The sequence below is a fragment of the Terrabacter sp. P5_B1 genome (genome assembly GCF_056400505.1).
The window spans coordinates 1-21438 of the sequence record NZ_JBFULD010000025.1 but is presented as its reverse complement, the minus strand read 5'-3'; the positions used below and the strand labels follow the sequence as shown (position 1 = coordinate 21438).

The 21438-nt window shown below is 72.1% G+C and carries 21 protein-coding genes; 9 read left to right on the top strand and 12 right to left on the bottom strand.

Translation table 11 applies throughout. The annotated features are described in order from the left end of the window. A partial coding sequence (locus AC1DP0_RS03595) for a leucine zipper domain-containing protein (protein ID WP_478082516.1) occupies nucleotides 1-105 on the bottom strand: 105 nt, incomplete at its 3' end. Nucleotides 106-249: 144 nt separating this feature from the next. On the opposite strand from AC1DP0_RS03595, the gene AC1DP0_RS03590 reads away from it, so the two are divergent. From AC1DP0_RS03590 to AC1DP0_RS03580, 3 genes are read left to right on the top strand one after another with little or no spacing between them, the layout of a single operon-like run. After that, on the top strand, nucleotides 250-1350 hold the full coding sequence (locus AC1DP0_RS03590) for a DNA glycosylase AlkZ-like family protein (RefSeq protein WP_478082515.1): 1101 nt from the start codon (nucleotides 250-252) through the stop codon (nucleotides 1348-1350). A 47-nt stretch (nucleotides 1351-1397) separates the two neighbouring features. Then, entirely contained in the window at nucleotides 1398-1997 is a 600-nt protein-coding gene (locus tag AC1DP0_RS03585) for a dihydrofolate reductase family protein (protein ID WP_478082514.1), read from the top strand. 29 nt (nucleotides 1998-2026) lie between these two features. After that, nucleotides 2027-2728 (top strand): class I SAM-dependent DNA methyltransferase, encoded by a 702-nt coding sequence (locus AC1DP0_RS03580; RefSeq protein WP_478082513.1) that lies wholly within the window; start codon nucleotides 2027-2029, stop codon nucleotides 2726-2728. Between the two features lie 406 nt (nucleotides 2729-3134). Here the strand turns inward: AC1DP0_RS03580 and AC1DP0_RS03575 are convergent, their stop codons facing one another. Next, nucleotides 3135-5138: a vWA domain-containing protein gene (locus AC1DP0_RS03575; protein ID WP_478082512.1), complete on the bottom strand. Its 2004-nt coding sequence runs from the start codon at nucleotides 5136-5138 to the stop codon at nucleotides 3135-3137. Between the two features lie 9 nt (nucleotides 5139-5147). Further along, nucleotides 5148-6542 carry a sigma 54-interacting transcriptional regulator gene (locus tag AC1DP0_RS03570; RefSeq protein ID WP_478082511.1) on the bottom strand — a complete coding sequence of 465 codons (1395 nt, stop codon included), beginning with the start codon at nucleotides 6540-6542 and terminating at the stop codon, nucleotides 5148-5150. A gap of 124 nt (nucleotides 6543-6666) precedes the next feature. On the opposite strand from AC1DP0_RS03570, the gene AC1DP0_RS03565 reads away from it, so the two are divergent. Further along, nucleotides 6667-7548: a DUF429 domain-containing protein gene (locus tag AC1DP0_RS03565; protein WP_478082510.1), complete on the top strand. Its 882-nt coding sequence runs from the start codon at nucleotides 6667-6669 to the stop codon at nucleotides 7546-7548. 11 nt (nucleotides 7549-7559) lie between these two features. On the opposite strand, the gene AC1DP0_RS03560 is transcribed toward AC1DP0_RS03565, so the two are convergent. Beyond that, nucleotides 7560-8669: an SGNH/GDSL hydrolase family protein gene (locus AC1DP0_RS03560; RefSeq protein WP_478082509.1), complete on the bottom strand. Its 1110-nt coding sequence runs from the start codon at nucleotides 8667-8669 to the stop codon at nucleotides 7560-7562. A gap of 59 nt (nucleotides 8670-8728) precedes the next feature. Beyond that, complete coding sequence (locus tag AC1DP0_RS03555) at nucleotides 8729-9985, bottom strand: RNA polymerase sigma factor (RefSeq protein WP_478082508.1); 1257 nt, start codon at nucleotides 9983-9985, stop codon at nucleotides 8729-8731. A gap of 329 nt (nucleotides 9986-10314) precedes the next feature. Here AC1DP0_RS03555 and AC1DP0_RS03550 point away from each other — a divergent pair, with 329 nt between their 5' ends. Together AC1DP0_RS03550 and AC1DP0_RS03545 are read left to right on the top strand one after the other, a co-directional pair. Continuing rightward, a complete protein-coding gene (locus AC1DP0_RS03550; protein WP_478082507.1) occupies nucleotides 10315-11451 on the top strand; it encodes a glycoside hydrolase family 76 protein in 1137 nt (378 codons plus the stop codon). Nucleotides 11452-11504: 53 nt separating this feature from the next. Then, the gene (locus AC1DP0_RS03545; RefSeq protein WP_478082506.1) at nucleotides 11505-12617 is read left to right on the top strand and encodes an alpha/beta hydrolase family protein; all 1113 of its coding nucleotides are present in this window, start codon (nucleotides 11505-11507) and stop codon (nucleotides 12615-12617) included. On the opposite strand, the gene AC1DP0_RS03540 is transcribed toward AC1DP0_RS03545, so the two are convergent. Together AC1DP0_RS03540 and AC1DP0_RS03535 are read right to left on the bottom strand one after the other, a co-directional pair. Further along, nucleotides 12610-13530, bottom strand: a complete 921-nt coding sequence (locus AC1DP0_RS03540; RefSeq protein WP_478082505.1) for an amidohydrolase family protein — start codon at nucleotides 13528-13530, stop codon at nucleotides 12610-12612. The two genes, AC1DP0_RS03545 and AC1DP0_RS03540, sit on opposite strands and share 8 nt — an antisense overlap. After that, nucleotides 13527-14861 (bottom strand): C1 family peptidase, encoded by a 1335-nt coding sequence (locus tag AC1DP0_RS03535; RefSeq protein WP_478082504.1) that lies wholly within the window; start codon nucleotides 14859-14861, stop codon nucleotides 13527-13529. Before AC1DP0_RS03535 ends, AC1DP0_RS03540 begins: the two co-directional genes overlap by 4 nt. 317 nt (nucleotides 14862-15178) lie before the next feature. Between AC1DP0_RS03535 and AC1DP0_RS03530 the strand changes: the two genes are divergently transcribed. Beyond that, nucleotides 15179-16177 (top strand): NAD-dependent epimerase/dehydratase family protein, encoded by a 999-nt coding sequence (locus tag AC1DP0_RS03530; protein WP_478082503.1) that lies wholly within the window; start codon nucleotides 15179-15181, stop codon nucleotides 16175-16177. A 20-nt stretch (nucleotides 16178-16197) separates the two neighbouring features. Here the strand turns inward: AC1DP0_RS03530 and AC1DP0_RS03525 are convergent, their stop codons facing one another. Next, a complete protein-coding gene (locus AC1DP0_RS03525) occupies nucleotides 16198-16674 on the bottom strand; it encodes an ATP-dependent zinc protease family protein (protein ID WP_478082502.1) in 477 nt (158 codons plus the stop codon). 24 nt (nucleotides 16675-16698) lie between these two features. On the opposite strand from AC1DP0_RS03525, the gene AC1DP0_RS03520 reads away from it, so the two are divergent. Then, a complete protein-coding gene (locus AC1DP0_RS03520; RefSeq protein WP_478082501.1) occupies nucleotides 16699-17892 on the top strand; it encodes a RimK family alpha-L-glutamate ligase in 1194 nt (397 codons plus the stop codon). Nucleotides 17893-17907: 15 nt separating this feature from the next. Here AC1DP0_RS03520 and AC1DP0_RS03515 read toward each other — a convergent pair whose 3' ends face one another. The 4 genes from AC1DP0_RS03515 to AC1DP0_RS03500 all read right to left on the bottom strand — a co-directional run bounded on the left by AC1DP0_RS03515 (nucleotide 17908) and on the right by AC1DP0_RS03500 (nucleotide 20649). Continuing rightward, entirely contained in the window at nucleotides 17908-18258 is a 351-nt protein-coding gene (locus AC1DP0_RS03515) for a Sec-independent protein translocase subunit TatA (protein WP_478082500.1), read from the bottom strand. 126 nt (nucleotides 18259-18384) lie between these two features. Then, a complete protein-coding gene (locus AC1DP0_RS03510) occupies nucleotides 18385-19212 on the bottom strand; it encodes a DinB family protein (protein ID WP_478082499.1) in 828 nt (275 codons plus the stop codon). Between the two features lie 133 nt (nucleotides 19213-19345). After that, complete coding sequence (locus AC1DP0_RS03505) at nucleotides 19346-20011, bottom strand: peptidoglycan DD-metalloendopeptidase family protein (protein ID WP_478082498.1); 666 nt, start codon at nucleotides 20009-20011, stop codon at nucleotides 19346-19348. A 35-nt stretch (nucleotides 20012-20046) separates the two neighbouring features. Beyond that, the gene (locus tag AC1DP0_RS03500; protein ID WP_478082497.1) at nucleotides 20047-20649 is read right to left on the bottom strand and encodes a DUF4396 domain-containing protein; all 603 of its coding nucleotides are present in this window, start codon (nucleotides 20647-20649) and stop codon (nucleotides 20047-20049) included. Between the two features lie 272 nt (nucleotides 20650-20921). Here AC1DP0_RS03500 and AC1DP0_RS03495 point away from each other — a divergent pair. Then, on the top strand, nucleotides 20922-21438 hold a 517-nt coding region (locus AC1DP0_RS03495; protein WP_478082496.1), incomplete at its 3' end, for a hypothetical protein.

The window sequence follows — 21438 nt, the reverse complement described above, 5'->3', positions numbered from 1 at the left end:
GCCCATGGCCTTCGCGGCATGAGCCACCGCCCAGCCCTGGCGGCGGACCCGATCCACCAGCAGACGACGGCCATGGACGTTGAGACGGGCGTTAGCGTGGGACACGAGAACCTCCGGGCGGTGCGGGACGTAGACACTCCTCACCTCACCCGGAGGTTCTCCTCATCGTCAACGCCTACCTGTCACCAACGTCCAGGCCGAGTACAGCTAGGCCGCCACGTGTCGGCGRGGGTGGCTAGGGTCGGCGACATGGCGGTCCACCAGCTCACGGTCGAGCACGCACGTCGCATCGCGGTGCACGCCCAGCTGCTCGACCGACCTCGCCCGACCGACCTCGTCGCCGTCGTCGAGCGGCTGACGTTCCTACAGATCGACCCCACCGCTGCCATCGCGCCCAACGCCGACCTCGTCCTGTGGAGCCGTCTCGGCGCCACCTACGACCCTGCCGCCCTGACCAAGGCCGTCGAGCACGACCGCACCCTCGTCGAGACCGTCGCCTACGTCCGCAGCCCCAAGGACGTGCCTGCCGTCATCGCCGAGGTCCGCGACGCCGAGGCCTATCCGTTCATGGCCCAGTGGCTCGCCGACAACGACTCCTTCCGCCGCGACATCCTCGCCCGGCTCGAGGCCGACGGACCGTTGCTCTCGCGCGACATCGCCGACACGAGCGTCGTCCCGTGGCCCTCGACCGGCTGGACCAACAACCGGAACATCACCAAGATGCTCGAGGCCCTGGCCCTGCGCGGCGAGGTCGCCATCGCCGGGCGCAAGGGACGTCAGCGCTACTTCGACCTGCCGGAGCGCGTCTACCCGCCCGACCTGCCGACGCTCGCCCTCGACGAGGCCATCGCGCACCGCAWCGAGCGGCGGCTCGCCGCCCTCGGCATCGCCCGCTCCACCGGGACGGTGGCGCCGGGTGAGAGCCCCTTCGTCGGCGACGCCGGTGAGGCCGCCGAGGTCGAAGGGGTGCCGGGCACGTGGCGCGTCCACCCGGCTTACCTCGACGCCGTCGACACCTTCACGGGACGCACCGCGCTGCTCAGCCCCTTCGACCGGCTCATCCACGACCGGGTCCGCGCCGAGCAGCTCTGGGGCTTCGAGTACATCCTCGAGATGTACAAGCCCAAGCACCAACGCCGGTGGGGCTACTTCGCGCTGCCGATCCTGCACCACGACCGGCTCGTCGGGAAGCTCGACGCCCAGGCCGACCGCAAGGCCGGCACGCTCGTCGTCAACGAGGTCCACGAGGACGTCCCCTTCACCAAGGCGGTCACGACTGCCGTCCGTCGCGAGATCCGTGACCTCGCTGCCTGGCTCGGCCTCGAGCCCAGCGGCCCCGCTGCCCCGTGACCCCTGCCCCGTGACCCCTGCCCCCTTCACCCGATCGGAGACCACCCGTGCGCAGGATCGTCGCCTACACCATCACCTCGCTCGACGGCGCCGTCGACGACCCGAACCGGCTCTTCCCGCCAGATGCGGATCCCGACCAGCCGCAGCCGCCGACCTTCGACGACGAGCTCGTCGCGCGCGAGACCGCTCTCATCGAGCAGCAGGACGCCGTGCTGCTGGGCCGCCACATGTACGACGAGTGGTCGCGCTACTGGCCGACGTCGGACGTCCAACCCTTCGCCGACTTCATCAACGGCGTCAAGAAGTACGTCGTCACCTCCACCCCACTCACCACGTCGTCCGTCGACGAATGGCGCGACGCCGAGGCCCTCTCGGGTCCGCTCGCCGACATCGTCCGTGACCTGAAGGCCTTGCCCGGCAACGACATCGGCGTCCACGGCAGCATCGAGCTCGTCCAGTCGCTCATCGCCGAGGGCCTCGTCGACGAGCTGCATCTCGCCGTCGCGCCCGTCGTCGATCCGGAGGGCCGACGTCTCTTCGAGCGCACCCCGGACCTGCAGCGACTCACCCTCGTCAGCGCGACCCCGACGCCCACCGGCGCTCTCTGGCTCGTCTACCGTCCCAGGGACGCAGACCCAGCGACGTAGTCTTGGCATCCGACGAGAAAGGGCGACAGGTGATCGAACCGTTGCACGTCACGGAGACGCGGACGGCATACGACACGGTGGCCGCCGACGACGCGCGGCTGCTCGTGGACGAGCTCGCACGCAGCCCGCTCGACCGGGCCCTGCTGGGGCACTTCGCCGAGCTCGTCGACCTCGAGGGCGGCGGCCCGGTCGTCGACGTCGGCTGCGGCCCGGGCCGGATCACCGGGCACCTGAAGACCCTCGGTCTCGACGTCACCGGCGTCGACCTCTCGCCGGGGATGGTCGCCGAGGCGCAGCGCCGCTACCCCGAGATCACCTTCCGCACCGGCAGCCTGGCTGCACTGGACCTCGCCGACGCCTCGGTGGCTGGGGTCGTCGCGTGGTACTCCGTCATCCACACCCCGCCCACGTTGCTGTCGGAGGTCTTTTCCGAGCTGCACCGCGTCATCCGGCCGAACGGGCTGCTGCTGCTGGCTTTCCAGGCGGGTGGCTTCTCCGTGCGACACGAGCAGGCCTACGGGCACGCAGTGACCTTCGAGGCGCACCGGCACGATCCGGACGGCGTGACCGGCCAGCTCGCGGATGCCGGCTTCCGGGTCACCGTCCGCACCGAGCGCGCAGCGCAGGACTACGAGGAGATGCCGCAGGCCTTCCTCCTCGCCCGGCGGACAGGGACGGACAGCGACGCCAGCGACCCAGCCCAGATGGCGCTCCGCGAGCGCTCGGTTTGAGCGACTACGCGGGAGTCGGCATGCGGGTCACTGACGTAAGACGTTCAGACCTGCGAGGCCGCTCCTGCCGTGTCACCGGTGGGAGACCACGTCAGTGCTGCGCCCCACGCAGCACTGACGCAGGCCGCGCCGGACCATGCACGCCAGGGGCCCAGGCCAGGTCATTCGTCGAGCTCCAGGACGCACGCGGTGCCGATGTTGACGAAGCCCACCCGGCGGTAGAGGTCGGCCGCCGCATCCGACCCCGCTGACAGGAAGACGAGCTCCACACCCCGCCTCAGCACCCATCGCTAAGGACAGGTGTGGCTCCGCCGGGTGCAGGGTCCGGGCGCGAGGGTCCACGACACTTCGACGTCGGAAGGCATGACCAGTCGGCGGCCACCGCGAGCGACCGATTTCTGCAGGCTCAGCGCCGCCCGCGGCGGGTTCGGAGGTAGTCGGCCACGACGTACTCGCCGAGCCGCGAGATGTCGGGCGTGAAGACGCGCCCGCCGGCCCGTCGCGCGACCGCGTCGACGAACCGTGCGAGCCCTGGGTCGTCGCCCAGCATGAAGACGTTGAGCTGGGCACCGGAGCGCCGCAGCTCGTCGACCTGCGAGACCGTCGCACGCACGGTCTCCTGGGTCGCCGGCCAGTGGAACGTCGGCCGCCCGTCGGTCCCGAGGTGGGCCGTCGGCTCGCCGTCCGTCACGACGAGCACGACCGGCTCGGCCTCCGGGTGACGTCGCAGGTGCCGCGACGCGAGCATCAGCGCATACTGGAGGTTCGTGCCCTGCACCCACTCCGGCTCGGCCTCGGCGAGCTCGGTCGGGGTCAGCCTTCGAGCCGCGAGGTTGAAACCGATGATCTGCAGCGCGTCGTGCCGGAACCGGGTCTGCACGAGGTGCGAGAGCGCGAGCGCAGTCTGCTTCATCGGGCCCCACCGCCCCTCCTGCAGCATCGAGAACGACATGTCGACGCACAGCGCGACCGCCGCCACCGAGCGTCGCTCGGTCTCGGCCACCTCGAAGTCCTCGACGAGCAGCTCCACCCCGCCCGTCGGGTGCACACCTCCACCACCCCGGGCGCGTCGCTGGAGGGCGTTCGACACCGTCCGGACCGTGTCGATGGGCAGCTCGTCGCCGAACTCCCACTGCCGGCTCAGCCCGGTCAGCTCGTCGGCCTGGCCCGCGGCGCGGTCGTCGTGGTCCCCGCGTCCGGCGGCCTCGACCCGCTCGAAGACCCGCTTGAGTGCCGTCTCCCCGAGCCGTCGCACGGCGCGAGGGGTGAGTCGCAGCCCGTCGTCACCACGCGAGACGTAGCCCTGGCGCTCGAGCTCACGCTCGAGCTGGCGCAGCGCCTCCATGTCCCGGGCGGCGTCAGCGCCGAGGTACTGCTCGAGCCGTTCGACGTCGACGTCGTCGAGGGTCGCGCCGAAGTAGCCCTGTCCGAGCTGCTCGCCGAGCTGCTCGAGGTCGGCCAGCTCCGCCACCGCGCCGACCGCGTCGCCGTAGCCCATCGGCTCGCCGCCCTGGCCCTGCTGCACGGGACTGCGACGGTCGAGCCCGGGCCGCAACGCCTGGAGGTTGTCGGCGAGCTGCGCCATCTGCGAGGCGAGGTCGGGGTCGCCGAGGGCGTCGGACATGAGCTGGCCGAGCTGCTCACGCTGCTCGGGAGTCAGGGACGCCATGAGGCGCTCCGCCGCGGCCTGTCGGCGGGCCAGGGCGTCGATGAGCTCGTCGACGTTCTCGGGCCGCTCGGGGAAGAGGTCGCCGTGCTTGTCCATGAAGTCGCGGAACTGGTCCTCGGTGTCCTCGCCGCGGGCGTGCGCGGCGAGGAGCCGGTTGAGGTCGGCGAGCATGTCCTTGACCGCCTGCATCGCCTGCGGGTCGTTGCCCGACAGGGCCTGCTTGAGCCCCTCGAACTGCGCCCCGACGACCTCACGCTGGAGCATCTGCTGGATCTGCTCGTACGTGGCGCGCGCCTCGGGCGAGTGCCATTCGTAGTCCCCGAGCGCCCGCACGGCGCCGGCGACGTCGTCGGGGATCGTCGCGAGGTCCATCTCGGCCAGTCGGGCGTCGTCGCCGGACTCTCCAGCGAGAGTGTCACGCTCCTCGGCAAGCGCCTGGTCGAGCATCGCCCGCACCTGGTCGAGGGTGCCAGCGAGGTCACCCCGCCGGCGGGCGGCCTCCCGCAGACGGCGGACGCGGTCGGCGAGGTCGTCGAGACCGCGGCGACCATCCATGCCGCGGCGCATCAGCTCGCGCAGGGCCTCGCGCAGCGAGCCGCCGGACAGGACGTCCTGCCCGACCTCGTCGAGGGCCGAGCGCACGTCGAAGGGTGGCGCGAGCGGGTCGGGACCGCCATGCCACGGCGTGTAGCGGAACCGTCCGTGCACGTCACCGCCCTCGCCCGGGCGCCGCGGTGTCATCGGCACGACCTAGGCCCCGTAGACGGTGCGACCGGCGACGGAGTCCTTGTCGATGCGGCGCGTCAGGTGCAGCCCCTCGAGGACGAACTCGATCGCGGCCGCGACCTGACCCGGGGTCGCGWCGTCGCCGTGGCCGAGCCGGTCGAGCACCTTCGACAGCCCCGAGACCGGGCCCACCTGGGCGAGCAGGTCGGCACCCGGCACGAGCTCACCCGTCTCGACGACGGCGCCCTCGGCGAAGAGGTTGGTGAAGCCGGTGAGGTCGAGGCCGGACAGCCGCGAGCGGTAGGTCTCGGCCACGGCGAGGCGCAGCAGGTGCGTCAGCACGTCGCGCTCACGCCCCTCCTCCCCCATCTCGAACTCGACCTTGCCGAGGAGGGTGGGCACGACGGTGGGGACGTCGCAGACGCGCGCGACGGCATACGCCTCCCCCGAGCGGGCAGCGCGCCGCAGCGCGGAGCCGGCGACGCCCTCGGCCCCGGCGATGGCGAACCGCGCCGAGACCCCGGACCGCTGGTCGACCGCGGAGGACTCCCGCAGCCCGCGGGTGAACCGCGCGATGACCTCGAGGAGGTGCTCCGGCACGTCGGCGACGAGCGCGGACTCCTGCGCGATGAGGGCGACCTCGTCGCTGACCTCGGTCGGGTAGTGCGTGCGGATCTCGGCGCCGAAGCGGTCCTTGAGCGGGGTGATGATGCGGCCGCGGTTGGTGTAGTCCTCGGGGTTGGCCGTGGCGACGAGCAGCAGGTCGAGCGGCAGGCGCAACGAGTAGCCGCGGATCTGGATGTCGCGCTCCTCGAGCACGTTGAAGAGGGCGACCTGGATGCGCTCGGCGAGGTCGGGCAGCTCGTTGAGGCCGAAGATGCCGCGGTTGCTGCGCGGCACGAGGCCGTAGTGCACCGTCTCGGGGTCGCCGAGCGTGCGGCCCTGCGCCACCTTGACCGGGTCGACGTCGCCGACGAGGTCACCGACGCTCGTGTCAGGCGTCGCGAGCTTCTCGGTGTAGCGCTCGCTGCGGTGGCGCCACGCGACCGGCAGGTCCTCACCGAGCTCGGCGGTCATCCGGCGGCAGCGCACGCATGAGGGCTGGTGCGGGTCGTCGCCGATCTCGCAGCCCTCGACGACAGGGCTCCACTCGTCGAGCAGCCCCGCGAGCGTGCGCATGAGCCGGGTCTTGCCCTGGCCGCGCTCGCCGAGCAGCACGAGGTCGTGCCCGGCGAGCAGCGCCGTCTCGAGCTCGGGCAGCACGGTCTCCTCGAAACCGACCATCCCGGGGAACGCGTCCTCGCCGGCCCGCAGCCGGGCCAGCAGGTTCTCGCGGATCTCGCTCTTGACGCTGCGGTGGACGTGGCCGGAGGCACGCAGCTCGCCGAGGGTCGTGGCACCGGTGTCGGGGTGGGTCATTGCTTCACGCTACGTCCGACTCCCGACACTGTCGAAGGGTGCGTATGCCGTCGTGCCGGGTCGTCTCCCACCCTGTTCCGACGCCGACCCCGACCTCCCCTTCCGGATGGGGTTGGGTGGGGCCATGGACCAGGACGCGCAGCGACGGATCCGTGAGCTGGCCGAGGAGCTGTCCGCGGGGCTCTCGAGCGCCGCCGATGACGRGGTGAGGACCGCGGTGGCCGTCAGCGTCGCGGCTCTGCGCCGCCTCGCGGACCTCCTCGATCGAGCGCCCGACGCCGGCGCGATGGCCCACAGGCCCGCGCCCGTGGAGGTCGTCGTGCCGGTGCTCGGCGTCGACGGCTGCTCCGCCGGCTGGGTCGGGGCGCTGCTCGAGCCCGGCGCACCGCGGCCGCGCATCGTCGTGGCACCGACGATCGCCGACCTCGTAGCCATGGTGCGCGAGTCCACCGGCATCCGTGTCGTCGGCATCGACATCCCCATCGGTCTGCCCGACAACACGATCCGCAAGGCCGACGTCCTCGCTCGCCGAGCACTCCCCGGCAAGGCGCCGTCGGTCTTCTCGACGCTGACCCGCTCGGCCTATGCCGCGGCCACGCGTCTCGAGGCCGACACCGTCAACCGTGGGCTCGTGGGCCAGGGCGTCGGCGCGCAGGCTTTCGCGTTGCGCGACAAGATCGTCGCGGTCGACGCCTGGCTGCGCACCCGGCCGACGGTCACCGTCCTGGAGATCCACCCCGAGCTGTCCTTCGCGGCCATGACGGGTGCCCCGATCCTCGCGAGCAAGAAGACCGACGACGGCCGCGACCGGCGCCTCGAGGCCCTCGCTGCCGCGGGCATAGCCCGCCCCTCCGTCCTCCACGGCCAGGGGTATGCCGCTGACGACGTCCTCGACGCCTGTGCCGTGGCTTGGTCGGCCGCCCGCCACACCACGGGTCTGGCCCGGTCGCTCCCCGATCCGCCGGAAGTCTTCTCCGACGGCCTCCCGGCGGCGATCTGGGCCTGACCGACCCCAGCTCAGCCGGTGACGGCGACCCGGAGGGCTCCGGCGGTCGCGTCCCAGCCGGGCTGGGTCGGGTGGACGAACTCGGCGGTGTCGCGGCCGGGCGAGCCGACCGGCACGAGCCACGCCCTGGAGTTGTCGGCGACGACGTGCGGGTCGAGCCCGTGGACGCGGCCGCCGCCCCAGGCCGCCTTGACGGTGTCGACGAAGTGGTAGTTGTCGGCGCCCGGCTCAGCATTGAGCTCGGCGATGCCGCGTGCCTGCAGGTCGTCCCCGAGCCGCTGGAGGTTGTTGAGAGCAGTGCCCGCGTCATAGACGGGTGCGACCTCGGGGATGCCGTAGCTCTCGGTGTTGATGAGGAACGGGTAGCTGAGCAGGTAGACCTGCGCGTGGCCGCCCGACTTCTGCTCGACGGCGCGCAGGGCGTCCTTCGTGCTCTCGACCATCTGGGGCGCCTTGGCCGTGGCGGCGTCCAGTGCCTGCTTGCAGCTCGACGGATCCCGCAGGGTCAGGCAGTCGACGACGATGGTCGAGAAGCCGATGTCGTTGCCGCCGATGGTGACGAAGACGTAGTCCGTGTCGGGTGTGACCGCGTCGATCTGCGGACGGGTCTTGAGCTGGCACGAGACGGTGCCCGTGTAGAGGCCGTTGACGCCCGCGCCCGCGACGAACGTGTAGGTGTAGGAGAAGTCGGGCTGCGCCGGCACGCCGCAGAGCCGCTCGGTCTGGGCACGCCGCAGCCACTCGCTCCGCTGGTCGGGGTAGCGGGTCGGGTCGATCGAGTAGGTCGCCGTCTTGGTGAAGGCGTTGCCCAGGTCACGGGGGTGGAGGATGTCGGCGACGACGCCGCCGCTGCACGCTACGTCGGTGTAGGTCGCGCCGATCGACGTCGCGACCTGCGTGCCGTAGTTGACCGGCGAGCGGTAGCAGTCGCGCTCCTCGTAGGTGCCCGTACCGTTGCCGGCCGAGTAGGAGTCGCCGAGCTGGACGACGTGGGGCGGCGTCGTCGCCGAGGCGGCCGGGGCACCGGACGTCAGCGCCGCTGTCGCGCCGAGGGCCGCGACGAGTGCGACGGCGGCGTGCACCAGCCGGTGGGTGCGGATGGTGCGGCGGGAACGGGGCACGGTGGGACTCCTTCGTCCGGTGTCGGTCTCCGAGGACAACGACGCCGTCACCGAGGAGGTCACGCACCGGCGTCGCTCACAGGGGCTTCGGCCTTTCGTCGGAGGTGGTCCTGCTCGGGAATGCTCGTCGTCAGGCGCGACGCGAGCAGGTAGCTGTCACGAGCCTTTTCGGTCTCGCCCGCCAGCTCGAGAAGATGGGCCCGAACGGCGTGCAGCCGGTGGTGGCGGGCGAGTCGCTTGTCCTGCTCGAGGTCGTCCAGGACGGCGAGGCCGGCAGCCGGACCCTCGACCATGGCGAGGGCGACCGCGCGGTTGAGCGTCACGACGGGTCCGGGCGAGAGCTGCTCGAGCAGCCCGTAGAGCGCGAGCACCTGCTCCCAGTCGGTCTCCGCCGCCGAGGGGGACTCGTCGTGGACGGCCGCGATCGCGGCCTGCACCTGGTAGGGCCCCAGCCGCGTCCGGGACAGGGCGTCGGTCACGAGGGCGACGCCCTCGCTGATGTATGCCGTGTCCCAGAGTGAGCGGTCCTGCTCGGCGAGCGGCACGAGCTCACCGGCGGCGTTCGTGCGGGCCGGGCGCCGCGCCTCGGTGAGGAGCATCAGGGCGAGCAGTCCGGCCACCTCGCCGTCGTCGGGCAGGAGCTTGCGGACCTGGCGAGTGAGCCGGATCGCCTCTGCGGTCAGGTCGACCCGGTGGAGGGCGTCACCGGTGCTCGCCGTGTGCCCCTCGGTGAAGACGAGGTAGAGGACGTGGAGGACCTCCCGCAGCCGATCGGGCACGTCGTCGGGGGCCGGCATCCGGAACTCGGCGCCGGAGTCCCGGATCTGCTTCTTGGCGCGGCTGATCCGCTGGGCCATCGTCGACTCCGGCACGAGGAACGCGTGCGCGATCTGTGCGGTCGTCAGGCCCCCGACCGCCCTGAGAGTCAGGGCGATCCGCGCTGGCGGGGTGAGCGTCGGGTGGCAGCAGAGGAGGAGCAGCGTCAGGGTGTCGTCGTGGTCGGGCGGCCCCACGGCATACGGCGGCGGAGCGACGAGCGTGTCCGCGGGTGCCCGGGTCGCGTCGGCGAGCTCACGGCGCGCCCGCCCCTCGTCGCTGCGCAGCCCGTCGATGAGGCGCCGCGAGCCGACGCGGATGAGCCATGCCTTGGGATCGTCGGGCACACCCTCCTCGGGCCACTGGGCGGCAGCCGCGAACAGCGCCTCCTGTGCCGCGTCCTCGGCGCGGTCGAAGTCGCGGTATCGGCGCACGAGCGCACCGATGACCTGCGGCGTCACGCTGCGCCACAGGTCGTCGGTGACGACGGATCCGCCCATGCGACAAACCTTCTCAGAGGTCCTCGGTCGAGCTGCCCATGAGCGGCCGCACCTCGACGGCGGCGAACCGGGCGTCGGGGAAACGCCCTGCGATCTCCTCGGCGCGCTCCGGCGTCGCGCAGCAGCCCCGCGCGGCCGTCGTCGGACATGGCGGCGGCCTCGGGCGTCCGCAGGAAGATGGGGTGCCCCCACGTCTGCGGGCTGCTCCGGATCATGAGCAGGTACTTCACATCGACTCCTTCGTCGTGGCGCCGTGGTCCCGACCCTGCCACACCGCCGCCCCCTGTCGCCCGCCATCGCCACCTCTCACCCCGCGATACGGTCGCTGCGTGTCCGCCGGCCGCACGCCCGCTCATCCCCCGACCGCCCTCGACGAACGTGCCGGCGAGGCCGAGCGGTCCGTGACGGCGCTCTTCGCCGGCTCCCTCGGTGGTATGCCGCGAACGCACCTCGCACGCATCGTGCACCCCTGGCCCGCCGGTCCAAGGACGCTCGGGGGCCTGCTCGGGACGTGGCACTACTGGTGGCAGGCGCACTATCTCGACGCGATCGTCGACGCCGGCCTCCGGTCCCTGCGGACCGGTGACCCCGGAGGCGCCGACCGGCATGCCGTGCAGGGGGACCGGCTGCTCCAGACGATCCGGCTGCGCAATCGGGTCCGCTGGGTCAACGCCTTCTACGACGACATGGCCTGGCTCGCCCTCGCCTCGGGTCGGCTCGAGGACCTGCACGACGAGCTCGGGCGCACGGCGCGGCGCCGACGCCTCCGCTCGGCGGGCCGCCACCTCACGGCGCAGCTCCGCTCGGCCCACACGGACGACCTCGGCGGCGGCCTCTTCTGGAGCCGCGTCCGCGACTTCAAGAACAGCCCCGCGACCGGGCCGGCCGCCCTGCACCTGGCCCGTCTCGGGGAGACCGACGAGGCACGCCGGCTCGTCGACTGGCTCTACGCACGACTCTGGTCGCCGGAGAGCGGACTCGTGCTGGACGGCATACGGCTGCGCGGCGGCGAGGAGGTCCTCGTGCCGGACGTGTGGTCCTACAACCAGGGCACGGTGCTGGCCGCGCTCGTGACGCTCGGCGACCGTGAGAGCCTCGCCCGCGCGGCCGCGCTCGTCGCCGCGGTCGACGCCCGCCTGACCGTCGAGGTCGACGGCGCGCGGGTGCTGCGGACGCACGGCGGCGGTGACGGCGGGTTGTTCACCGGCATCCTCGTGCGTCACCTCGCGCTGGCCGCAGCTCCGGGCTCGGGGCTCGCCGAGGAGGCGCGGACCACCGCGCGACGGCTCGTCGTCGACACGGCCGAGGCACTGTGGTGCGGACGCGGCAGCCTGACCGTCGCGGAGCGGCGGGACCCCTCGGTCTTCCCACTCGAGCCGGGTGGGACCGCCCCGCAGCCGCCGCTCGAGCTGTCGCCGCAGCTGCAGGCCTGGACCGTCCTCGAGGCCGCCGCCGCTCTCGGCTGAGCAGACCTGGGAGCGGACTGGGCATTCCGTCGCCTGCGGGTGACACTCGAGTGGTGCGCACCGTCCGATCCGTCGCCGCCGGCCTGGCCGCGAGCCTGTTGCTGGGCGCTTGCACGAGTAGCGGACCCACCGACGACCGCGGCAACGGCAACGGCAACGGCAACGGCAACGGCAACGGCAACGGCAACGGCAACGGCACCACGGGACCACGCCCCACGGCATACGCCAGCACCAGCGCGCCGACGACCGGCACCCCCAGCCCCACTCCCTCGTCGAGTGCTCAGAAGCCGGCGCCCGACCGGGCGTCCATCGAGGCGCTCATCGCGACCCGCTACGAGGGCGGCAACCTCAGGCTCGGGCGCGAGGGCGGCAGCACGGACGCGTACCGGCAGTACTTCGTGACCTACGAGAGCAACGGTCTGACGATCTCGGGGCGCATCAACATCCCGCGCGGCGCGGGGCCCTTCCCGGCCGTCGTCCTCGCGCACGGCTACGTCGACCCGGCGGACTACACGAACGGCGAGACGATGCTCCGCGAGCGCGACCACCTCGCGCGTCATGGCTACGTGACGCTGCACATCGACTATCGCAACCATGCGCAGTCCGACAAGGACCCGACCAACGACGCGAACCTTCGCGCGGGCTACACCGTCGATGCCATCAACGCGGGACTCGCGCTCAAGCAGGCCAGGTTCGTCGATCCCAGACGGCTCGCCCTCATCGGCCGCTCGATGGGCGGCGGGGTGGTCTACACCGCCCTGGTCGTGCGCCCGGGGCTTTTCCGCGCCGCCGTGGCCTATGCGCCGGTGAGCTCGGACAGCATCGACAACTTCGACAAGTGGGTCCGCCACGACGCGTCTCGATCAGGCGCGGCGCGTGCCGTCGTCGCGCGGCGCGGCACCCCGGAGGCCAACCCGGCAGGATGGGCGGCAACGAGCCCCCGCACCTACTTCGGCCGCATCACCGAGCCGCTCCTCATCCACCACGGCACGGCCGACGAGGACTGTCCGCTGGCGTGGTCGCAGGAGTCGGTGGCAGCCCTCCGGGCCAAGCACAGGTCGGTCGACCTGGAGGTCTATCCCGGCGGACACCACACGCTGACCTCACCTCAGTGGGACACCTCGATCCAGCGCACCGAGGCCTTCCTCGCCCGCTACCTCAGGTGAGGTCGAGCAGCCGGGCACCGTTGTGCCACAAAACGGCTCGCATCCAGTCGTCTCCGAGCCCCAGACGCGTCAGCGCGTCGAGCTGGTGGGCGTAGGGGTAGGGGATGCTCGGGAAGTCCGACCCCAGCACGACCCGCTCGCGCAAGGCCCCGAGACGCCCCACGTAGCCGTCGGGGAAGGGCGCGAACTGGTTCGTGAAGTCGGTGCCGCTCATCGTCGTGTCCAGGTGCACGCCCGCGAACTCGTCTGCGAGGTCGGCGAACTCGTGATACTCCGGCATCCCGAGGTGGGCGACGACAAGGACGAGGTCCGGGTGGCGGCGGAGCACCTCGCGCACCGCCTGCGGCCCGGTGTGGGTGCCGCGGATGGGCGCCGAGCCGGCGTGGAGCACGACGGGCACCTGCGCCGCCTCGAGCCGGGTCCACGCGATGTCGAGGCGCGCGTCGTCGGGGGTGAAGTCACCCACCTGCACGTGCATCTTGAACAGGCGCGCCCCGTCGTCGAGCCTCCTGGCGACCTCGTCACCGACGCCGGGCTCGGGGTAGAAGGTCGCGCAGTGCACGGCGTCGGGCACTCGTCGGGCGAAGTCGGCACACCAGTCGTTGAGCCACCCCGCCATGCCGGGCTTGTGCGGGTAGACGAGAGCCGGAACCGCCCGCAGCCCCAAGGCCCGCAGCGTCTCGAGCCGGCACTCCTCGCCGAGGCGGTAGGTGATCGGCCACGGCAGCCCATAGTGCTGCTCGGCCCCGTCGAAGTAGGCCCACACCTTGCGCTGCATCGGATCCGGCATGAAGTGGACGTGCACGTCGGCCAGCCCGGGGAGCCCGAGCGAGGCGACGTATGCCGGCACGTCGGCATCCGTCGCCGGCCCGGGCGTCGCCGGCGGCTTCGGCGTCGTCGGCGGCGTCCTCAACGAGCGAGCGCGCCCATCGGGTCCCAGGCGGGGAGCACGATCGGGTCCTGGCGCAGCGTCTCCTGCATCTCCGCGGGGAGGGCGTCGCGGCGCACGGCAACCTCGAAGACGAACTCGGCGAACCACGAGTCGTTCATCGTCATGAACCCCTTGTCACCCTTCTCGGTGCCCCAGCTGTTCTCGACGCGCCACCGGCGGGGCACCTCATCGACGAGGTCGACGCCGGTGAAGAGCATCGCATGCGTCATCATCGACTCGTGGTGCAGCAGCCGGTCCGCCTTGCCGAGGCTCGGCTGGGTGCCGTAGATCGAGGCGTGGTCGTAGAGGCCGGCGTCCCAGAGACCGAGGTCGGCATTGGACATCTGACCGGTGTCGCACCCGAACCACACCGGTTCACCGCCGGCAATCGCCTGCGCGGCAAGCGTTTTCATGAGGTCTGACTCGACGTTGAGGTAGGTGACAGGGGGCGCGCCGACGACGTTGCCGAGGTGCTCGACCGTGAAGGTCCGGCCGTAGGGGCTGCTCGCGCGCGGGTCGTTGACGAGACACACGTAGTCCTCGAGCGGGACGGTGACGTAGCGCTCCGCGAACTCGAGCGGCGTCATCGCGCCGTCGCGGTGGAAGCCGCCGTCGGTGTCCTTCCACTGCCAGACGAACGACTCCGGCGGCGTGCCGAGGTGGATGCAGAGTAGACGGTGGATCGAGGCGAGTACCTGCTCCTTGACGTCCTGGAGGTCCTCGGCGGCGGCGCCGTCCGCAGCGCGCGCCCGCAGGTCACGCGCCGCCTGGCGCAGGATCGTGCTGAGGTCACGGTTCATCACACGGGTGTTGCTCGAGCTCCTCGTCTCGGGCATCGCGACCTTCGGCACGAGTCCGTGCTTGACGACGAGCGCGACGAACATGTTCCACTGGCCGCCGTCCTCGGCGGGAGTGGCGAGCAGGTGCGCGACAGTACGGTCGTCGACGTCCCGGTCGGCTGTCGCGATGATCGACTCGAGCCAGTGGTTCGCCTTCTCGAACTTGTCCCAGAAGAGGAGGTGGTTCTGCGAGAACTCGAAGTCCTTGACCGCCAGCTTCTCCCGCGCGCCCGCACGGAGCAGGTTGGTGCCGGCGAAGAGCCAGCAGCGGCCGCTCTTCTCCTGCGACGTCGCGCTCCAGTCGTCGAGCAGGTGCGACACCGAGTGGTCGATGCTCGTGACGACCCGGCGGTCGAGGGCGATGTCGTCGACCGAGGTCGTGGTGACGGCGTTCTGCAGCATCCGGGCGGTGGGGTCGGCCTCGAACGCCTTCGTGAGGCGCTCGACGAGGTCGGGGGCGAGGTCGTGCGGCATGGGCCACTCCTTCGTGGACAGGGGATGTTCGCATCGTATGCCGGGCCGATCCCGTGCGAGGCCCCCCGGACCCCTCGCTTGCACCACGACACGACCACCACTACCACCACGACCACGACGAGTGGCGGCGGGCTGCGCGTCCTGTGCGTTGGGTCGCGCAGCGACCCAGTCGTTCGCCCCGCCCGGCTGAGTCACCCAGCGACCCAACGCACAGGGCCCATTCCCGGACGGCACGGCACGGCACGCCACAAGGCCGCTGCTTCCGTCCTGGGCGAAGAGGCCTTGGCGGCGCGCCGCAGTCCGGCGAGGATCGACCCATGAGACTGCTCGTGCTCGGAGGCACCCACCACGTCGGCCGCGCGTTCGTCCAGGCCGCCGTGGCCCGCGGTGACGAGGTCACCACGGTGACACGTGGCCTGACCGGCACCGCGGTGCCGGGCGCGGAGGCCCGGCACGCCGACCGGCTCCATCCGGACGCGATGCGCGCAGTCCTGGCCAACGACGAGTGGGACGCCGTCGTCGACACCTGGTCGGCCGCACCGGTCGCGGTGCAGACGTCGTCGCGCCTGCTGAGGGGACGGGCACGGCACTACACCTACATCTCGTCGTGCTCGGTCTACACGTGGCCGATCGCACTCGGCGCCGACGAGAGCGCACCTGCCGTCAACGGCGAGCCGTCCTCCGACGACGGCTCCGACTACGCCGCCGCCAAGCGCGGCGGCGAGCTGGCGGCGCTCACCGGCTTCGACGGCGACGTCGCGATCGCCCGAGCGGGGCTGATCCTCGGCCCGTACGAGATGGTGGGCCGGATGCCGTTCTGGCTTCGCCGCATCGCCTCGGGCGGCCGCGTGCCGACGCCCGGGCCCTACGAGCGGCCGCTGCAGTACGTCGACTGCCGCGACATCGCCGAATGGGTCCTCAGCTCCCAGCCCGTCGGCACCTTCAACACCGTCAGCCGGCCAGGGCACACCACCATCGGCGAGCTGCTCGACGAGGCCCGGCGCGTGACCGACAGCGACGTCGAGCTCGTCTGGGTCGAGCCGGAGACGGTGGAGGCTGCCGGGGTCGCGCCGTGGACCGAGCTGCCGATCTGGGTACCCCCGACCGGTGAGCTTGCCGGCCTGCACTCCCTCGACACCACCGCGGCCGTGACCGCCGGGCTGCGCAGCCGGCCGATGCCCGAGACGGTTTCCGACACGTGGGCCTGGCTCCAGCGCGAAGGTCTGCCCGAGCGTCCGACCAACCGTGGCGCAGGGCCCATGGACGCCGCCGCCGAGGCCCGCCTCCTCGCCATCCACGACGCCCGCGCCCTCTGAGAGCTCTGAGCAGCGGAGGGTCAGCGGCCGCGGTTGCGGCGGCGGACGTCCTTGGGTGGCCGGCCACCGGAATACGACCGGGAGGGGTCCACGACGTAGCCCTGGCGCAGCGCCTCACGGCCGACGAGCATCCGGAAGCCCATCCGGTGGCGCTTGCTCAAGGTCACCTCCGCCGGGACCGTCCGCCCCGCGAGCGACAGGTCGAGGAGCACGACGAGGCGCCTGGTCACGTGCCCGGACGAGCTGCGCACGCTGCGGCGGTCGTGGACCCGGCACTCGACGGTGTGTCCGTCGTCGGTGGAGTCCTGCCAGGGGTGCACGGTGAAGCGCACCCACGGCTCACCGTCGCGGTCGAACTCCTCGACGTCCTCGGCGTGCAGCGACGACGTGCGCGCACCCGTGTCGATCTTGGCCTTGAGCCACGGCAGGCCGGCGCCGGGCAGGGAGACCCACTCCCTCCACCCGAGGGGAGTGCTTGAATAGGCCGGCCCAGACACCCGCCCATCTTGGCAGGACCCTGCATGAAACTCGCGATCCTCTCCCGCGCGCCGCGGGCCTACTCGACGCAGCGCCTGCGCACCGCAGCGCTCGACCGCGGGCACCAGGTGCGGGTGCTCAACACGCTCCGTTTCGCCATCGACCTCTCGGGGCCGGAGCCGGACCTGCAGTTCCGCGGCCGACCGCTGTCCGACTACGACGCCATCCTGCCGCGCATCGGCAGCTCGATCACGTACTTCGGCACGGCCGTCGTCCGGCAGTTCGAGCAGATGGACGTCTACACGCCCAACACCGCCAACGGCATCGCCAACGCCCGGGACAAGCTCCGGGCCGCGCAGATCCTCTCGCGCCACCAGATCGGCATGCCGGCAACGACGTTCGTGCGCAACCGCGCCGACGTCATGCCGGCCATCGAGCGTGTCGGCGGCGCGCCCGTCGTCATCAAGCTGCTCGAAGGCACTCAGGGCATCGGCGTCATCCTCGCGCCCGACATCAAGATCGCCGAGGCGATCATCGAGACGCTGCACAGCACGAACCAGAACGTCCTCATCCAGAGCTTCATCAGCGAGAGCCGGGGCCGCGACATCCGCGCCCTCGTCGTCGGCGACCGCGTCGTCGCCGCGATGCGCCGCCGCGCCAAGGGCGAGGAGTTCCGCTCCAACGTGCACCGCGGCGGCACCGTCGAGCCGGTCGAGCTGACGCCGGAGTACGAGCAGGCCGCCGTCCGCTCGGCGCAGATCATGGGCCTGCGTGTCGCCGGCGTCGACATGCTCGAGGGCAACGAGGGCCCGCTCGTCATGGAGGTCAACTCCTCCCCGGGGCTCGAGGGCATCGAGAGCGCGACGAACCTCGACGTGGCCGGCGCGATCATCGACCACATCGCCGGCCAGGTCGCCTTCCCCGAGATCGACGTGCGGCAGCGCCTCACGGTGTCAACGGGATACGGCGTCGCCGAGCTCGTCGTCCATGCCGGCGCTGACATCATCGGCAAGACGATCGGCGACTCCGGTCTCGAGGAGCGCGACCTCCAGGTGCTGACCCTGCACCGCGGCGCCAGCGTCATCCCGAACCCGCGCCGCCGCGTCGTGCTCGAGGCCGAGGACCGGCTGCTGTGCTTCGGCCGCCTCGAGGAGATGCGCTCGATGATCCCCGAGCGCCGGCGCCGGCGCGCCAAGGTGCGCAAGCTGCCCACCGACTTGATCCACACCGTCGCCTGACGGCGCGGCTGCCAGCTAGTGCGAGCCGTTCGCGTGCTTGCGGCGCATGATCTCGGCGCGCAGCCGCGCGACCTCGGCATCAGCGGCAGCGACTCGGGCGTCGGCCTGTGACACGGCTTCGTGAACGGTGACCGGACCGGTGTCGTGGCTCTCGCCCCGGTTGCTGTCGCGGGTGCGGTCGGCGTCGGTGACGGGGCCGGCGTCGTGTCCCCTGTCGGGCGCGCTGTGCATCTGGTCCATCTCCGACTTGAAGATGCGGGCCGAGCGCCCGAGGCTGCGCGCCATGTCGGGCATGCGCTTCCAGCCGAAGAGGAGCACGACGGCGAGCGCGACGATGGCGAGCTCCGGCCATCCGAGATCAGCCACGGGAACCTCCTGACGAGCGGCGGGACCGGCCACTGCCGGCACCCGCACGCGCATGGTGATGGGCCAGCGTAGGAGCCTCGGATGGGAACCAGCCGGGAGCCTGCTGTGACCTCCCCGGCGTGGCGGTCAGGGCGACGCAACGACCCCCTCGACGGACCGGGCCGCGAGGGCGTCGAGGTCGCGCTCCGCATAGATCCGGTGGTGCCACTCCTCGCTGAGGACGATGCGCAGCACCCGGCTCACGGCATACGACTCGGGCTCGGGGTAGCCCGGCTCGAGGACGGGCGCGGTCTCGTCGGCGAGGCGCTCGTCGGTGAGACGGTCGACGACGCGGCGCACGGTGGCCATCCGGTCGGCGCGCAATGCCAGCACCTCGTCGAGCGACGGACGGGCCTCCCGGTCACGAGGCACGGGCGGGCTGTCTGGCATGTCGTCGTGAGGCAGGTCGAGCGCGTCCCACGGCTCGGGGTCACCGAGGAGCGCCCGGCGTACCCAGGCGTCGGTGGCGAAGACGAGATGGCGCAGCGTCTCGATGAACGACCACTCCCCGTCGACCCGCTCGTGCAGCTGGTCGGGCGGGAAGGTGCGGGCGCGCTCGACGGTGCCGGCCCAGCGCCGCTGGACGACGTCCCACGCCTCGCGGTAGCCGGCGGCGTCGGTCGGGCGCATCTTCGGCCGGTCGGGGTCGCGCCGGTCGAGCTCGGCCTCGATCAGCGGGGCGACGTCGACGCCGTTGATGYGGACGTTCTCGACGTCGCCGGTGATGTCGACGTCCTCCAGCCAGACGTCCCGGGCCCGCAGGCCGCGGRGGTCGACCAGGCGGAGCGAGGCGCCGCGCAGGTCGACGTCGTGGAGCCGGGCCCCGTCGAGGTAGACGTCCTCGAAGCTCGCCCCCGTCATCCGGACCCGCTCGAAGCGGACCCCCGTCCGGTCCTCATGGCGCGCGTCGCTCATCACGGTCCCCTTCCGTCAGAGGCGGAGCCGCCCCGGCCGTCTTCGCGGTCAGCACTGTCGTCGCCGCATCGGCAGAGTAGGGGCGATCCCGGACGTTCGACGTCCTCGGAGCGCGGCAGCCTGGCGAGTCGCCTCAGGGCCCGATGACGATCTCGGACTCACGGGGCATCCAGGCCTCGCCCCCCTCGGCGCGCCGGAAGAGCATCGGGAGGCCCCGCGCCCACGACCAGTCCACCGAGTCGGTCACCTGGACGTGGATGTGCGGCTGGGTGCTGTTGCCGGAGTTGCCACACGCGCCCAGCACGTCACCCGCAGCCACGGTCTCGCCGGGGACGACCCCGACCGAGCCCTGCCGAAGGTGCGCAACGAGGACGAAGGGTCCGGCCGGCCCGAGGGCGACCACGACATGGTTGCCGGCGACCGCGCGCGGACCGCCGCGGACGCGCCCGCGCTGGCCCACGGCATACGCCACAAGGGCGAGCTGCGAGCGGCGCGCCACGTGGTCGACCTCCCCGTCGTGAGCGATGACCACGCGACCGGCGGCCGGCGCGAGCACCGGCTGGTCGAAGCCGTGGAAGAGCTCCGGCGTCTCCACCGACAACGCGGTGCGCCACGTCCGCGGCGCGGGTAGACCCCGCCCGTCGACGGCGACGAAGTCGATGGCGTACGTCGTGCCGAAGAGGTGTGTCCCGTGGCTGGGCACTCGCCTGGCCGGGCTGTTGCGTGCCAGCCAGCTCCCGCGGAAAGGCAGGTCGAGCACCACCGGAGCGCGGCCGCCGCCGAGGTCGTCACGGGTCATGACCCAACTCTGCCCGCGCCCGGGCGCGGTGGTCGTCAGCGGATGCTGGTCGCGGCGTGCCCGGGCGCAGGGGGCGCAGGGGGTGCGGCGGGGGACGCGAGGCCGTCCGCCACGGCCACGACGAAGCCGCCGAGCACGAAGGCGGCGATGGCGGCCGCGAGCGCCGCGGTCGGGAGCACGGGGATGAAGCGCCGGACGCCGGTGACCGGTCCGGTCGCGCCGTGGTGCTCATGGGTCAGGGCGTGCCCCTTGCCGCGGGCGAGCAGGTAGCGGTTCACCGGGTAGGCCGCGAAGAAGGCCGCGATGAGCGAGATCGACATGCCGACCCAGAACACCGCATTGACCAGACCGGCATTCATGGCGCCGGGGATGACGGCCATGACGAGGTTGTCGACGGCCTCCATCGTGAGGATCGAGACGGTGTCGGCGGCCAGGACGAGCCGCAGCGCTGCACCGAGGGCCAGGCCGCTGCGGAGCAGGGGCAGGCTCGAGAGCGTGTAGCCGAAGACGAAGGCCAGCGCGACGGACAGCGCGATCGTCGCGCCGTTGCCGAGACCGGCCGCGGTGCCGATGATCAGCCCGAGGATCTCGCCGATCGCACAGCCGGTGAGGCAGTGCAGCGTGGCGCTGGCTGCCATCGACCTCAGGCCAGAGCCGTCAAGACCCGCATGACCCGTGTGGTTCGCGTGGGTGTCCTGTTGGCTCGCGGCCTGCCCGGCCCGAAGTGCCCTGTCTGTTTCACTCATGATCTCGCCCCTTGCTCCGGCGCAGCCGCCGCGCCCGCCTGTCCTGCATACCCCCCATGGGTATGCGTTGATGGCTCGGACAACAGGTCCGCAGGGTTGGCTATTCCCAGCCATCTGACCCGCTGCGGCGAGCAGACGCCCTGACTCACGCGAGAATGCACGCCATGACCACGCCAGCCCGTGCCGACGACGTCCACGCGCTCCTCCTCACCCACGCGGACCGGGCGGTGACGGGCCCGCTCGAGGACCCGGCCGTGCTGGCGGCCGTCGTGGGGATCGAGCGGCTCGTGGTCGCCACCGGGTCGACCGACACGCGGACCCTCCGTGCGGCCCTCGCAGGCCGGCCGGTGCGCGGCTCCGACACCGGCCAGATCGCCCAGCTCGTCGCGGAGGCACGCAGCCACGTTGCCGCCGGACTCATCCGGCGCGAGTCCGGTCAGGCGGTGGACGCCGGGGTCGTCAACCCGGCCTCCGGCGGCTACGAGATCACGACCGATGCGACGCTGCTTCGCGCCGCGGTCCGGGCCGCGCAGGGGTCGATCAACGCGATGCCGTACTACGGCGCCCGCTACGGTGCGCGCGGCTCTCGGTTCGCGACGACGGACTCGGCGTGGCTCATCTCCCTCGCAGCCCTCACCGAGGACCGGGCGGTCCACCAGGTCGAGTGGCTCGCCCGCGTCC

What these genes read in the sequence shown, in the direction of transcription:
- AC1DP0_RS03575 (WP_478082512.1), bottom strand. Translation starts at nt 5,138, where the DNA reads ATGACACCGCGGCGCCCGGGCGAGGGCGGTGACGTGCACGGACGGTTC.
- AC1DP0_RS03555 (WP_478082508.1), bottom strand. Translation starts at nt 9,985, where the DNA reads ATGGGCGGATCCGTCGTCACCGACGACCTGTGGCGCAGCGTGACGCCG.
- AC1DP0_RS03535 (WP_478082504.1), bottom strand. Translation starts at nt 14,861, where the DNA reads ATGCCGCACGACCTCGCCCCCGACCTCGTCGAGCGCCTCACGAAGGCG.
- AC1DP0_RS03530 (WP_478082503.1), top strand. Translation starts at nt 15,179, where the DNA reads ATGAGACTGCTCGTGCTCGGAGGCACCCACCACGTCGGCCGCGCGTTC.
- AC1DP0_RS03520 (WP_478082501.1), top strand. Translation starts at nt 16,699, where the DNA reads ATGAAACTCGCGATCCTCTCCCGCGCGCCGCGGGCCTACTCGACGCAG.
- AC1DP0_RS03505 (WP_478082498.1), bottom strand. Translation starts at nt 20,011, where the DNA reads ATGACCCGTGACGACCTCGGCGGCGGCCGCGCTCCGGTGGTGCTCGAC.
- AC1DP0_RS03500 (WP_478082497.1), bottom strand. Translation starts at nt 20,649, where the DNA reads ATGGCAGCCAGCGCCACGCTGCACTGCCTCACCGGCTGTGCGATCGGC.